13 protein-coding genes are annotated in these 13994 nt (G+C 60.5%); 7 read left to right on the top strand and 6 right to left on the bottom strand.

Going from position 1 to position 13994, the window contains the following annotated elements:
* Positions 1 to 147 precede the first annotated feature (147 nt).
* The 3 genes from HAT86_RS05280 to HAT86_RS05290 are packed head-to-tail and all read right to left on the bottom strand — an operon-like array spanning position 148 to position 3317.
* Entirely contained in the window at positions 148 to 1422 is a 1275-nt protein-coding gene (locus tag HAT86_RS05280; protein ID WP_167194156.1) for a bifunctional folylpolyglutamate synthase/dihydrofolate synthase, read from the bottom strand.
* On the bottom strand, positions 1419 to 2369 hold the full coding sequence (gene accD, locus HAT86_RS05285; protein ID WP_167194158.1) for an acetyl-CoA carboxylase, carboxyltransferase subunit beta: 951 nt from the start codon (positions 2367 to 2369) through the stop codon (positions 1419 to 1421). The genes HAT86_RS05280 and accD overlap by 4 nt, the downstream gene beginning before the upstream one ends.
* A gap of 60 nt (positions 2370 to 2429) precedes the next feature.
* A complete protein-coding gene (locus tag HAT86_RS05290) occupies positions 2430 to 3317 on the bottom strand; it encodes a CPBP family intramembrane glutamic endopeptidase (protein WP_167194160.1) in 888 nt (295 codons plus the stop codon).
* 159 nt (positions 3318 to 3476) lie between these two features.
* Here HAT86_RS05290 and ilvD point away from each other — a divergent pair, with 159 nt between their 5' ends.
* The 5 genes from ilvD to HAT86_RS05315 are packed head-to-tail and all read left to right on the top strand — an operon-like array spanning position 3477 to position 7926.
* Positions 3477 to 5234, top strand: a complete 1758-nt coding sequence (gene ilvD / locus HAT86_RS05295; protein ID WP_167194162.1) for a dihydroxy-acid dehydratase — start codon at positions 3477 to 3479, stop codon at positions 5232 to 5234.
* Positions 5235 to 5280: 46 nt separating this feature from the next.
* A complete protein-coding gene (locus HAT86_RS05300) occupies positions 5281 to 5937 on the top strand; it encodes a hypothetical protein (protein WP_231125822.1) in 657 nt (218 codons plus the stop codon).
* Positions 5938 to 5996: 59 nt separating this feature from the next.
* Complete coding sequence (locus HAT86_RS05305) at positions 5997 to 6770, top strand: DUF6478 family protein (protein WP_167194164.1); 774 nt, start codon at positions 5997 to 5999, stop codon at positions 6768 to 6770.
* An 11-nt stretch (positions 6771 to 6781) separates the two neighbouring features.
* Positions 6782 to 7159, top strand: coding sequence for a hypothetical protein (locus tag HAT86_RS05310; protein WP_167194166.1), 378 nt, complete (start codon positions 6782 to 6784; stop codon positions 7157 to 7159).
* 56 nt (positions 7160 to 7215) lie between these two features.
* Complete coding sequence (locus HAT86_RS05315; RefSeq protein WP_331272504.1) at positions 7216 to 7926, top strand: rhodanese-like domain-containing protein; 711 nt, start codon at positions 7216 to 7218, stop codon at positions 7924 to 7926.
* Between the two features lie 158 nt (positions 7927 to 8084).
* Here the strand turns inward: HAT86_RS05315 and HAT86_RS05320 are convergent, their stop codons facing one another.
* Both HAT86_RS05320 and mutL read right to left on the bottom strand, forming a co-directional pair.
* The gene (locus HAT86_RS05320) at positions 8085 to 9254 is read right to left on the bottom strand and encodes a DNA recombination protein RmuC (RefSeq protein WP_167194168.1); all 1170 of its coding nucleotides are present in this window, start codon (positions 9252 to 9254) and stop codon (positions 8085 to 8087) included.
* Entirely contained in the window at positions 9251 to 11104 is a 1854-nt protein-coding gene (gene mutL / locus HAT86_RS05325; RefSeq protein ID WP_167194170.1) for a DNA mismatch repair endonuclease MutL, read from the bottom strand. The genes HAT86_RS05320 and mutL overlap by 4 nt, the downstream gene beginning before the upstream one ends.
* Positions 11105 to 11254: 150 nt before the next feature.
* On the opposite strand from mutL, the gene HAT86_RS05330 reads away from it, so the two are divergent.
* Positions 11255 to 12154 carry an MBL fold metallo-hydrolase gene (locus HAT86_RS05330; RefSeq protein ID WP_167194172.1) on the top strand — a complete coding sequence of 300 codons (900 nt, stop codon included), beginning with the start codon at positions 11255 to 11257 and terminating at the stop codon, positions 12152 to 12154.
* 27 nt (positions 12155 to 12181) lie between these two features.
* Positions 12182 to 12559 carry a rhodanese-like domain-containing protein gene (locus HAT86_RS05335; RefSeq protein ID WP_167194174.1) on the top strand — a complete coding sequence of 126 codons (378 nt, stop codon included), beginning with the start codon at positions 12182 to 12184 and terminating at the stop codon, positions 12557 to 12559.
* 84 nt (positions 12560 to 12643) lie between these two features.
* Here the strand turns inward: HAT86_RS05335 and HAT86_RS05340 are convergent, their stop codons facing one another.
* The gene (locus HAT86_RS05340; protein ID WP_408015003.1) at positions 12644 to 13975 is read right to left on the bottom strand and encodes an ammonium transporter; all 1332 of its coding nucleotides are present in this window, start codon (positions 13973 to 13975) and stop codon (positions 12644 to 12646) included.
* Positions 13976 to 13994: the final 19 nt, after the last annotated feature.

The raw sequence follows: 13994 nt of genomic DNA on the forward strand, positions 1-13994 counted from the left end.
CGGTCCTACGTGTCATTTGTTTATCCCCGACGTGCCGTGAGCGTGCCGCGCAAGCGGGCCCCGACAGTGTGATCTTCGCAAGATATACGCGAATCGCTACGAATCGGTCAATATGCAGTGATTCTTATCTGTGTCTTTGGCCGAGTGTCAGCCGTTTTCGCGCAAAATCGATCCGGCCAGATATAACGAGCCACAGATCAGAATGCGGGCATGGGGATCATTGTCCGAGATGGTTTGCACAGCGCTCAACACGCTGTCGGCCGTGGTTGCCTGCAAACCGACAAGCTGGGATTGGCGGGCGGTTTCCGCTGCGGGCAGGGTGTTGGCCTCTCCGGGGATTGACACGGCGGTCAGGCTGTCGGCATGGGCGGCCAAGGGCGACAGATAGCCGGTGATATCCTTGGTGTTCAGCATCCCGCACACAAGATGCGTTGGCCGTTTGGGCAGGATGGCCAGATGACGGGCCAGCGCCTGACCGGCGGCGGCATTGTGGCCGCCATCAAGCCACAGTTCCGCGTCGGGGGCGGAATCAATCAACGGCCCGTGTTGCAGGCGCTGCATTCGCGCAGGCCATTGCGCCTGAGTGACGGCGGCGTTGAAAGTGTCTTCGCCAAGGTTCAGCGCCCGCAGTGTCGCCAGCGCCGCGCCTGCGTTTTCGATCTGGTGCGCGCCGGGCAGGTTGGGTAGCGGTAAATCCAGCAATCCGGTTTCATCCTGAAACACCAGCCTTCCGCGTTCTTCGAACACATGCCAATGCTGGCCCTGCGCAATCAGCGGTGCCCCAAGGGTTGCGGCGCGCGCCTCGATCACCTCAAGCGCATCATCGGGCTGAGGGCCGACGATACAGGGAACCCCGCGCTTGATGATCCCGGCCTTTTCGCCCGCGATCTTGGCCAGCGTATCGCCCAGAAATTGTTCGTGGTCGATCGACACAGGCGTGATCACAGTCAGGGCCGGGGTTGCCACGACATTGGTCGCATCCAGCCGCCCACCAAGGCCCACCTCTAGTAGGGTATAATCGGCCTCAACCCGGCTCATGGCCAGCAGGGCCGCGCAGGTTGTGATCTCGAAATAAGTGATGTTTTCGCCGTTATTGGCGGCATAACATTCGTCCAGAACCGCCGTCAGGTCATCTTCGGAAATCAGATCGCCAGCCAGACGGATACGTTCATGAAATCGCGCCAGATGCGGCGAGGTATAGGCGTGCGCGCGCAGGCCGACCCCCTCCAACCCGGCGCGGATCATCGCAAGGGTCGATCCCTTGCCGTTCGTCCCGGCGATATGGATGACCGGTGGCAAACGATCCTGCGGATTGCCCAAGGCGTCCAGCAGACGCCAGACACGATCAAGGGTCAAATCAATGATCTTGGGGTGAAGCGACATCATCCGGTCAAGGATGATGTCGGATGTTGCGCTGCTCATGCTTTGTCGGCCGGCTCTTCAGCCGTATCCGGCTGTTTCGCTTCGGGGGCGTCTTCGGTTGCAGGCTCGGGCGCGGGAAGATCGCCCCGCACGGCCGGTGGTTCGTCCAAAAGCATGCGAATGATGGTGATCAACTCGTCTCGCATCTTGGTGCGTGGTGTGACGCGGTCCAGCATCCCGTGATCCAGCAGGTATTCGGCGCGCTGGAACCCTTCGGGCAGTTTTTCGCGAATGGTCTGTTCGATCACCCGTGGCCCGGCGAAACAAATCAGGGCGTTCGGCTCGGCGATATGCACATCCCCCAGCATCGCATATGACGCGGTGACCCCGCCCGTGGTTGGATGGGTCAGAACAACGATATAGGGCAGCCCCGCTTCTTTCAGCATTTGCACGGCAACGGTGGTGCGCGGCATTTGCATCAGGCTCAGGATGCCCTCTTGCATCCGAGCGCCGCCTGCGGCGGAGAACAAAACCAGCGGGCGGTTTAGTTTTACCGCTTCTTCGGCGGCCGCGATGATCGCATTGCCGACATACATGCCCATTGACCCGCCCATAAAGCTGAAGTCCTGCGCGGCGGCGACAATCGGGGTGCGGCCCATTTCGCCGGTGGCCACCAGCATCGCCTCTTTCTCGCCGGTTGATTTCTGCGCGGCGCGCATCCGGTCGGGATATTTCTTTTGGTCACGGAAGTGCAAAGGGTCCACCGTGGGGGCGGGCACGTCGATTTCCGAGAACATGCCGCCGTCAAACAAGGCGTTGAACCGTGCGCGCGGCGTAATCGCCATATGATGTCCGCAATTGGTGCAGACGTTCAGATTGTCGCTCAGCTCTCGGTGAAACAGCATCGTGCCGCAGTCGTCGCATTTGGACCACAGGTTTTCGGGCATCTCGCGGCGCGAGAAGATCGAGTTGATGCGCGGGCGCACATAGTTGGTGATCCAGTTCATGGCGCGTGACCCTTTGTTGCGGTTTGCGTTCCAGATAAGGGGCTGCGCAAAGAAATGCAATCAGCGGCGCAAGGCTACGCGCGCCGCCAGCCAGCCACAGCCCAGCATCATCAAGTCTGCGGGAAACCATGCCCACACCCCGTCGGAATCCTGTAATGAAAACGGGTAAACATACAGCGCCAGCCCATCAAAATATCCCTTGGGCGCCGCGATCAGAATGGCGTTCAGGTTATTGACGAAATGCAAGGCGATGGCCGGGGCCAAGGTGCCGCTGCGGGCTGTCAAATCTGACGCGGCCAGCCCAAAACAGGCGGCCCAGATCACCACAAGCCATGTGTTGTCGCCATGTGCGGACGGGTCCAGATGCAACAAAGCGAACAGGGCAGAGGGCGCGCCCATCCAGATCAGGGGATGCCTGAAGCGTGCGGCCAGTTGGCTTTGGAGGTAGCCGCGAAAGGCCAGTTCTTCGGCGGTGGTTTGCACCAGCACTGCCAGCATCCCGACCGGCAAAAACAACAGCCAAAGTCCAAAAGGCAGGTTCGGGACAGGGCGCAAGGCATTGCCCGTCGGCAGGAAAACTACAACCAGCAGCAAAATTATCAGGGCTGCCGCAACGCGCCTGAACTGTCGCACTGCCGGGCCAAGCGGCCCCAAAAGACTGCCAAGCGTGCGCCGGTGCACAACGCTTAGCGTCACCGCAAGCGCCATAACCAGCAGGCCAAAAATAAACAGGTTGATCAAGACCGATACAGGCGTCGTGCCGGTTTGCAGTGCAGGCGAGAGCGCCTGCCACGCGGATGGCCCGATAAGCGATTGTAACAAAGCCGAAAAGCCGGAACTGAGAACCAGAAACAGAACGATTGTCAAAATCACCCCGGCCAGCAACCGCACGGGATGGGCGCTGGACCGGGCAGGGGCGATCAATTTGTCATGCGGCGCGTATCTCATGCGCTTACGCTAGTGGATTGCCGCGCTGTGCGGAATACCCCGACGGCGCGACCGGCCCAAAAGGTTTCGGTCCGGCATGTCGGCTGCGGCAACACGAGGCTCTTGTTCCTTGTTGCGCTGTCACTTAAACCCGGATGCAACACTCACGGGGAGGCCCTTATGACCAAGTTCGACAAATCCAAATTGCCCAGTCGCTACGTAACCGAAGGCCCAGAACGCGCGCCGCACCGGTCCTACTATTATGCCATGGGCATGACCGAGGCCGAGATTCATCAGCCTCTGGTCGGCGTCGCGACCTGCTGGAACGAGGCCGCGCCTTGCAACATCGCCCTCAGCCGTCAGGCGCAGGCCGTCAAGGGCGGCGTCAAAGAGGCGCATGGCACACCCCGTGAATTCACCACGATCACCGTGACCGATGGTATTGCAATGGGCCATGAGGGGATGCGCTCTTCACTGGCCAGCCGCGAGGCGATTGCCGACACCGTGGAACTGACGATGCGCGGCCACTGCTATGACGCGCTTGTCGGTCTGGCGGGCTGTGACAAATCCCTGCCCGGCATGATGATGGCCATGGTGCGGCTGAATGTGCCGTCCGTGTTCATTTATGGTGGCTCTATCCTGCCCGGCAAAGCCCCGCAGATTGAAGAGATTCCCGAGGAATTCCGCACCCGTGACCTGACTGTTCAGGACATGTTCGAAGCGGTCGGCTGGCACCAGAACAAACAGATGTCGGACAGGGCGCTTGACGCGCTTGAACGCGTGGCTTGCCCGTCGGCGGGCGCGTGTGGTGGTCAGTTCACCGCGAATACTATGGCCTGTGTCTCCGAGGCGATTGGCCTTGCGCTGATGAACAGCTCGGGCATGCCTGCCCCCTATGAATCGCGTGACCAGTATGCCGAAGCTTCGGGCCGCGCGGTCATGGACCTTCTTGAAAAAAACATCCGCGCCCGTGATGTGGTGACCCGGCAAAGCCTTGAGAACGCGGCGCGCGTCGTGGCCTGCACCGGCGGGTCCACCAATGCGGGCCTGCACCTGCCTGCCATCGCGCATGAGGCCGGGATCGAGTTCTATCTTGAGGATGTTTGCGAGATTTTCCGCGATACCCCCTATTTCGTCGATCTGAAACCCGGCGGGCAATATGTGGCCAAGGATCTCTATGATGCAGGCGGCATTCCCGTTGTGATGAAGGAACTGCGCAAGGCCGGCCTGATCCACGAGGATTGCATGACCGCCACGGGCCGTTCCATCGGTGAAGAGCTGGACCTGATCGACCGTGAGGCTGACGGCCGCGTGATCTATCCGATCGACAAACCGCTGACGAAAACCGGCGGTGTGGTCGGGCTCAAGGGCAATCTTGCCCCGCAGGGTGCCATCGTGAAGGTCGCCGGGATCGCCCCCGAACATCAGGTGTTCACCGGCCCGGCCCGCGTGTTCGAATGTGAAGAAGACGCCTTCAAGGCGGTCAAGGCGCGCGGCTATGAAGAGGGCGAGGTGATCGTCATCCGCAACGAAGGCCCGGCAGGCGGCCCCGGCATGCGCGAAATGCTGGCCACGACCGCTGCGCTTTCGGGGCAGGGCATGGGCAAAAAGGTAGCGTTGATCACCGATGGCCGGTTTTCCGGCGCGACCCGTGGGTTCTGCGTGGGCCATGTCGGCCCCGAGGCAGCCCACGGTGGCCCAATTGCGCTGATCGAAACTGGCGATGTTGTCACCATTGATGCCATCAAAGGCGAATTGAGCGTTGATTTGTCGGATGAGGAATTGGCCAAGCGCAACGAAAACTGGAAAGGTCCGCGTGACACGATTTACGCCACCGGCGCCATCTGGAAATTCGCGCAACTGGTTGGCGAAACCTACAAGGGCGCGGTTACGCATCCGGGCGGCAAGGCCGAGCGCCATGTATATATGGACCTGTAAGCGCAGGGCCTTGGTTCGGCGCGTGTTGCGCCGAACCGCCGTTGTAATGAGTGTGTTGGCGGTGGCCGGGTGTGTGGACCTATCAGGTGCCACGCGCGGTGCGCCCGACAGTGCAGATCAAACTTTGGATCAGATCAGCCTTTACAATGACGAGGTCGTGGTCACTGCGCCGCGCGGCTATTGCTTGGACGCGACACAGATCAAGCGCGGCACCTTCGGGGCCTTTATTCCCATAGGCAGTTGCGAAAGCCTGACCGGGCAGGCCGGGATCCCGGTTGAGCCGGGGTTGATCACGGTGTCCGTACTGCCGCGCCAAAGCGACCGTGCGATGCCGAGCGCGTCTGACATCGCCGCTTCGATGCCCGGCGATGAACCCTTGCAGACAATCGACGGCGATGGCCTGTCGATCGTGCATTTCGCCTCCGGCGGCGCGCGGGCCTTGCCGGGGGGCGATTCGCGTTATTGGCGTGGCGGCATGGTGATCAACGGGCATCTTATGGGCCTTGCCGTTTATGGCCCGCAAGACAGCCCGCTGGCCGACCAGCAAGGCTTGCGCCTGCTTATGGATCTGGCCGAAGAGCTGCGCCGCCGCAGCCCGCAGTTGGATGCAGAGGTGACCTCGGCCACGCGGAATGGGTCAGAGCGGGGCATTGGGACCGGGGTCAAACGGCTACTGGGTGGATTGTTTCCAAATTCGGGTTAATGCTATGGAAGGGGAACACAGGCACGATAGGCCGACCCTTGGGGCAGGATGGAGCGCACATGATCAAACTGCGCAGTTCTCTATTGGACTGGATCGTGCATCGGCGTGGGCTGCGTCGCTGGCGGCGCGCGGCGCGTGGCGCTGCAACCATGCCGCTGTCACAGCTGCGCACTGAACGCGCCCGCGCCCGGCAATTGCGTCATTTTCTCAATGATCTGATCTCGGTCGCCGATAATCGTCTGGCCTTGCCGATGATCGGATCAAACGCCTTTCCCAAACCGCATGGCACGGATTGGTCTTGGCGCCCGAAACTGTGGCGCGAACCGCTGGATGTGCCGGGTATGTCCTCGGTTGAAAGCAAATCCCGCTTGGGCAACGAGATCACCTTGTTTCACGACTGCCAGCAATCGGAACTGACCCTGCGCCAGTTGCGCAACAATCGCGAGGCTGATCTGGCCCCTTATGGCCTGCGCATGGATGTGTTTCGCTTTGACGGGTCTTTCCTGTCGCTGTTGCTGGATTTGCCGTCCGAGGCCGTGCAGAGGCTGCAGCGGCGTCACCTGATCCGCATGCACACGATCATCGAGATGGAAAAACCGCTGGAAATCTTTGTGCGCCTGAACATCAAGCACGGGCCGAATGCCGAACAGATTGTGCGCGAACTGCCCCTGCACGAAGATGATGTCTTGGTCGAGTTTGATCTGGCTTATTCCAACCTCAATGAAAAACGAATTGAACGGGCGTGGGTGGATTTGATCTTTGAAAACCCGGAAATGAGCCAACTTGTTTTGCGCGATCTGACCTTCTGCCGCCATCCGCGCGCCGATCTTTAAGGGAGTCTGTTATGAGTGATCTGACCCTGACCAAAACCCGGCTGTTCCAAGGCGTGTGGGAAGGTGTGCTGACCCGCGAAGGCAGCGGCAATTACCAGCCCGAGATCGAGGTGACCCACCTGCAAACCGCGCTTTCCGGGGTCGAGGTCAAGGAAAAGCCCGAGCAAGACGGCTGGATCATCCGCGTGCCTATTCCGGCTGAATTGATCGCGGACGGGGTGCAAACCTTTCTGATCCACGACAAGAAAACCGGCGACACGCTCAACAGCTTTGCCCTGCTGTCGGGCGACGCGCTTAGCTATGATATCCGCGCTGAAATGACCCTTCTGCGCGAAGAACTTGATATGCTCAAACGCGCCTTCCGGCGGCATTGTCTGGAGACGATGTAAGGCCTGCCACAGTCCCGGATTGAGAGCGCGGGCCCCCTGCCGCCCGGTGACGTGCTGTGGCGCTGCTCCACGATTGTTTCGATGTTTTGGATATTGGACAGTATTTCAAGCCTCGACATATGCGTGTCTTCGAATTTAAGCTCGCCCGTATACAAAAAACGGGAGGTATCATGAAACAACTCTTTGCAGCCGTGTTTATCACGAGCGTTTCTTTTTCGCAGGTTTCAGCCGAGGAGCTGGATGTGCGGATCAATGGCGAGATCGGAAGTGTCACGGTTGAAACTGTCGACGGCCCGGTGGAAATCATGCGCAATCAGGATCCTGATGCGACAATCGACCCGAAATATGCGAAAACTTCGCGGAATTGCCCGCCTTTCTGCGTTCAGCCGATCGAAGTTGCACCGGGCGTCACCACTGTTGGTGAGATTGAGGTTCTGGAACTCGCAGAAAAAGGTATCAAGCTGATTGATGGCAGAACCTTGGATTGGCACCTTGATGGCACAATACCAAGTGCAATCAACATGCCTTACACGGAAATGGCCAGCCGTCTGGACGAAATCGGCTGCACTGGCGGCGCGGGCAACTGGGATTGCACCAACGCCGAAGAGGTGCTTTTGTTCTGCAATGGCCCGTGGTGTGGCCAATCCCCCATGGCGATCAAGGCAATGCTGCGCGAAGGCTACCCGCCCGAGAAAATCTATTACTATCGTGGCGGGATGCAGGCGTGGCACAGCCTTGGCCTGACGGTTGTCGAAGGCCAGATGTAATCAACGCTAAAGAGAATTTGGCGCTTACATGCTTTCATTTCGATAGGTCGTCATAAAACAGCGCAACAAAGAAAAAGGCCCGGCAGCCAATGTGCCGGGCCTTTTGGTTGCATATTCGGTGGATGTCAGATCGGCTCATGTCGGGCTTGCGCCCGCGATCACCCCTCTTTGGGCAGCGACACGATGGCGGTTTCGGTGTCGGGGGCCAGTTCCTCGAAATCGAAATTATCCAGCCGCCGGGCACGTTTGCCCGCCTTGTCGGCGGAAATCTTGATGTCGCTGATATCCTTGGCCGCCTGATTGAAATGCCGATCAAGGTTTTCCACCCGTGTGCCCAGACGATCCACATCAGCGAATAACAGGCCCAGTTCCCGCCGGATCGCGCCGGCCTGTTCACGCATACGGGCGTCTTTCAGGATGGCGCGCATGGTGTTCAGCGTGGCCATGCAGGTGGTCGGCGACACGATCCAGACCCGCGCCGTAAACCCGTCGCGCACCAGTTCGGGGAAGTTAGCGTGCAATTCGGCGTAAACCGCTTCGGACGGCAGGAACATCAGCGCGCCATCGGCGGTTTCGCCATCCAGAATGTATTTCTCGCTGATATCCTTGATGTGCTTGCGCACCGATGCCCGCAGGAACTTGGCCGCCTCGTTCAACTCCCAATCGGTGTTGGCGCGGCGCAGCGCCTCGTAAGCCTCAAGCGGGAACTTGCTGTCGACGCAGATCGGCCCCGGCGGGTTGGGCAGGTGAATCAGGCAATCGGCGCGCCGCCCGTTCGACAGCGTCGCCTGCAAGGTGTAGCTGTCCGAGGGCAGCGCCTTGGAGACGATATCGGTTAGCTGGATTTCGCCAAAGGCCCCACGCGTTTGTTTGTTGCTTAGGATGTCTTGCAACGACAGCACATCGCCCGACAATTTCGTGATGTTGTCTTGGGCCTTGTCGATGGCGGTCAGCCGCTGCTGCAACTCGCCAAGCGACTGCGCCGTGCGCCGGGCTGAGCCTTGCAGATTTTCGGTCATTTGTCCTGACACTTGTGAAAGCCGCTTTTCCATCAATTGCAGCATGTTGGACTGTGCTGCGGCTTGCGCCTCGGACACATGGTTCAGCCCGCCCGCCAATTGATGCTGCCCGTCACTGAGCGATTGCACGCTTTGCCCCAACTGGCTGACTTGTTGCGCCAGTGGTTCCGTCATCCGGGCCGATCGCCCGGCGGCACGCACCGCCATGATCAGCAAAACAAAGACCAACAGCAAAAGGCCCGCGCCAATCAGCGCGGCCGTCACCAGCGGGTCGGATAAGGAATAACTGCTTTCGCCAATCTGGATCATGTGCGTCCGAACAGCCGTTCGATATCGGCCAGCTTGAGGTCTACATAAGTGGGCCGCCCGTGGTTGCACTGGCCCGAATGCGGGGTCGCTTCCATTTCGCGCAGCAGCGCGTTCATTTCATCGGCCTGCAACCGCCGCCCCGTCCGCACCGAGCCGTGACAGGCCACCCGGCTTAGGATTGCGTCGATCCGCGCTTTGACGGTGGTGCTGTCGCCCTGATCAGTCAGTTCGTCAACAATGTCCAGCACCATCGCACGAGCATCGCACTGGCCTAGAATGGCGGGCGTTTCGCGCACCGCGACGGCTCCGCCGCCGAAGGGTTCGATCACCAGCCCAAGCCGCGCCAGATCATCGGCAAGTTCCAACAGGCGGGCGGCGTCGCCTTCGGACAGGTCCACGATTTCGGGGATCAGCAGCGCCTGCGCGGCCACGCCGTTTTCCGCCATCTGGCGTTTGAGCTTTTCGTAAACCAGCCGCTCATGCGCGGCATGGGCATCGACGATCACCATGCCGTCGCGGGTTTGCGCCACGATGTAATTTTCGTGCAGATGCGCTTTGGCCGCGCCAAGCGGCAGGTCTTGCGGCGCGGTCTTGTCTGGCTCTGGCGTGCCAGCCTCGGCCATGGGTTCCACCCGCGCGCTGTAATCGCTGGCCATCTCGGCAAAGCCCGGCGCTTGCGCTTGATAAGATGCGGCGCGCGCCTGTGCCGAGGGCCGGTCCATCTGATACACCGGGGCCGGGCCTGCCGTCTGTGGCCGCATCGCGCCAAGGGTCGCCCCCGCCACCGTGGTTGAGGCGCGGTGCCCGGCCTCGGCAAGCGCATGGCGCAGCCCCGACACGATCAACCCGCGCGCCAACCCCGGATCGCGGAACCGCACCTCGGATTTTGCCGGGTGCACGTTGACGTCCACCAGCATCGGATCACAGTCGATGAACAGCGCCGCCGCCGGGTGCCTGTCGCGGCTGAGCACATCCATATAGGCGGCTCGCAGTGCGCCAATCATCATCTTGTCGCGCACAGGGCGACCGTTGACGAACAGGTATTGCGCCACGGCCGATCCGCGTGAATAGGTGGGCAAGGCGGCGTATCCCGTCATCCGCAGCCCCTCGCGCTCGGCGTCGATTTTCAGCGCGTTGTCGGCAAAGTCCGTCCCCAGAATGCGCGCGAGCCGCCCGTGCAGCGCGTCGAACATATCGCCTGTTTCGGCATCGGCGCGGAAGGTCACGCGCCCGTCGCCGCCATCCGACACATCGCGCAGCGTGAAGGCAACGAACGGCTCGGCCATGGCCAGCCGTTTGACGATATCGGTGATGGCCTGCGTTTCGGCCCGGTCGGTGCGCATGAATTTCAGCCGCGCGGGTGTGGCAAAAAATAAATCGCGCAGGGTGACGGTGGTGCCGCCGTTCAGCGCCGCGGGCTTAACCTTGGCCATCTGGCCGCCGCTGACGCTGATCTCGGCCCCGTCATGGCCCGCCGCGCGCGAGGTGATGGTCAGCCGCCCCACCGCGCCAAGGCTGGGCAAGGCCTCGCCGCGAAAGCCGAAGGTATGGATGTTCAGCAGATCCGATCCGTCGATCTTCGAGGTTGCGTGACGTGACAAGGCCAGTGGCAAATCGCCGGGCGAAATTCCGCAGCCGTCATCGGTGACGCGGATCAGGGTCTTGCCGCCTTGTGCATAAGCCACCTCAACCCGCCGCGCGCCCGCATCCAACGCGTTTTCCACCAGTTCCTTGACCGCTGACGCCGGACGTTCCACAACTTCTCCTGCAGCGATCCGATTGATCGCCGCATCGTCAAGTTGCCGGATCACCGGGGCAGTCTGGCTTATCTTGGGGCTGTGATTGTTCATGCCCCAATACCTAGCATGGCTTGCGCCGATTCTGCCAGATCGGGATTGCCCCCGCCGGGCCGGTAAAAAAAGAAATGCAGCGCATGCGGGTTGGAACGACATTATATTCCATTATCTGAATGCAAGTGACCATTAAAAAAGGGGACACCCATGTTCAACCGCACCAGCCCTTCGACCGGGGCGCAGTCACCAACGGTGACAGGCTTTCATGATCCGGCCACTGGATCGATTCAGTATGTGGCCGTTGATCCAACCACGAAGAAAGCCGCGCTGATTGACGTTGTGCTTGATTTCGACCCGGCCTCGGGGCGCACCTCGACCGATAGCGCGCAGGCCGTTTTGGACTTCGTGCAACAGCAGGGTCTGACGGTGGAATGGATTCTCGATACTCACCCTCATGCCGATCATATGATGGCCTCGGCATGGCTCAAGGATCAACTGGGCGCGCCTGCGGCCATCGGTGCCAAGGTGCGCGACATCGCCAAACTGTGGGAGGGGTTTTATAACACCCCCGGCGTCTTTGATCCGGACCGCGATTTCGACCGCCTGTTCGAAGACGGTGACACGTTCAAACTGGGCAATCTGGAGGTGCGCGTGATGCTGTCGCCCGGTCACACGCTGGGGTCGATCACCTATGTGGTGGGCGATGATGCGGCGTTTGTGCATGACACGCTGATGCATGTCGATGTCGGCACCTCGCGCGCTGATTTCCCCGGCGGCTCGTCAAGCGAGCTGTATGACAGCTTGCAAGCCATTCTGGCCTTGCCTGATGACACCCGCCTGTTCATCGGCCATGACTATCCCCCCGTAAATGACCGCCAAGATCCCGCGTGGGAGGCAACAGTGGCCCAGCATCAGGCTGACAATCCGCATGTGGTCGGCGGGGCCAGCCGTGACGCGTTCATGAAAATCCGCGATACCCGCGATGCGACGCTGGGGCTGCCCGACCGGATACTTTTCGCGCTTCAGGTCAACCTGCGCGGCGGGCGCTTGCCCGAAGCCGAAAGCGACGGCAGCAGCTACTTCAAGATCCCCGCCAACAAATTCTGATTCCATAACAGGACAAAAGGAAACGCGATGAAAACCGAAACCATCGGCACTGCCGAATTTCAAACTTGGACTGTCGAAGAGGTGGCCGAGGCATGGGCCAAGAACGATGTCGTGTTGATCGACGTGCGCACGCCACAGGAATACATGTTCGAACATGTGGAAGGCGCGTTGTTGCTGCCCATGCCGTTTTTCAATGCCCATAAATTGCCGGGTCAAACGGATAAGCCGATTATATTCCATTGCGGTTCGGGCGTTCGCTCGGAAAAGGTGGCGCGCACCGCGATCGAGGCCGGACTTGATAAGATCGCCCATATGGAGGGAGGCTTTGCCGCGTGGAAGGCGGCGCAAAAGCCGTATATCGGCACAAACATGGCCACCGGCGCACCATCGCATGTGAATGACTGACGCGGTTCGACCAGTCGTAAAACATGAAAAAGCCCGGGCGTTTTGCCCGGGCTTTCTCGTCTGTTCGCTCGAAGTGACCAAGTCTTACGACTTCGAGAACTCCGGGTAGGCTTCCATGCCAAGTTCGGACACGTCGAGGCCGTTCATCTCTTCCTCTTCGCCTACGCGGATGCCCACGACGGCCTTGAGGATGAACCAGACGATCAGGCTGGCCACGAAGGTAAAGACACCGTAGGCGATGATCCCCATCAACTGCGTCGCGATGTTGGCGTCGCTGTTGTAGAAGACCACGGCGATGGTGCCCCAGATGCCCGCAAACAGGTGCACCGGGATGGCGCCGACCACGTCGTCGATCTTGAACTTGTCCAGCATCGGCACAGTCAGCACGACGATGATACCGCCCACAGCCCCGATCCACAGCGATCCGAACAAGGTGGGAGCCAGCGGCTCGGCGGTGATCGACACCAGACCAGCCAATGCGCCGTTCAGCACCATGGTCAGGTCGGGTTTCTTATACATCACCTGCGTCAGGATCAACGCGGTCACCGCACCGGCCGCGGCGGCCATGTTGGTGTTGGCGAAGATGCGGCTTACGTCCGACACGTCACCCACGGTGCCCATGGCAAGCTGCGAGCCGCCATTGAAGCCGAACCAGCCCAGCCACAGGATGAACGTGCCCAGCGTGGCCAGTGCGAGGTTCGAACCGGGGATCGGGTTGACCTTGCCGTCTTTGCCGTACTTGCCCAGACGTGGGCCCAGCACGATGGCACCAGCCAAAGCAGCCCAGCCACCAACCGAGTGCACAACCGTCGAGCCGGCGAAGTCCGAGAACCCGGCCTCGGACAGCCAGCCGCCACCCCACTGCCAAGACCCCGAGATCGGATACATGACACCGGTCAGCACCACGACAAAGGCCAGAAACGGCCACAGTTTGATCCGCTCGGCCAGCGCGCCCGACACGATTGAGGCGGTCGCGGCGACAAACACCAACTGGAAGAAGAAGTCCGACCCGATTGAGGCATACCCAAGATCCGCGTCAGCGGCAGATACGCCCACCGCGTCCAGAACAGTTTGACCGCCAATGGCGAAGTAGCCGTTAAAATCACCGGGATACATGGTGTTGAAGCCGATCAGCCAATACATGATCGCGGCGATGGAATAGAGTGCGATGTTCTTGGTCATCTGCATGGTCACGTTCTTTGACCGCACCAGCCCGCCTTCCAGCATGGCAAAGCCTGCGGCCATGAAGAACACAAGGAAACCCGCCATGCAGAACAGCAGGGTTGTCATGATATAGGGGCCGATCTCGTCAAAGCCGGGCGCGGCGGCCTCGGCCTCTTGCGCAAGGCCAAGCTGCGGCAGGGCAATCAGCGCGCCGGCGGCCAAAGCGGTTTTCGTAAAGCGATTCATGGTCATTATCCTTTCCCCCGCGCGT

The sequence above is a fragment of the Roseovarius gahaiensis genome, from assembly GCF_011601345.1.
Lineage (GTDB): Bacteria > Pseudomonadota > Alphaproteobacteria > Rhodobacterales > Rhodobacteraceae > Roseovarius > Roseovarius gahaiensis.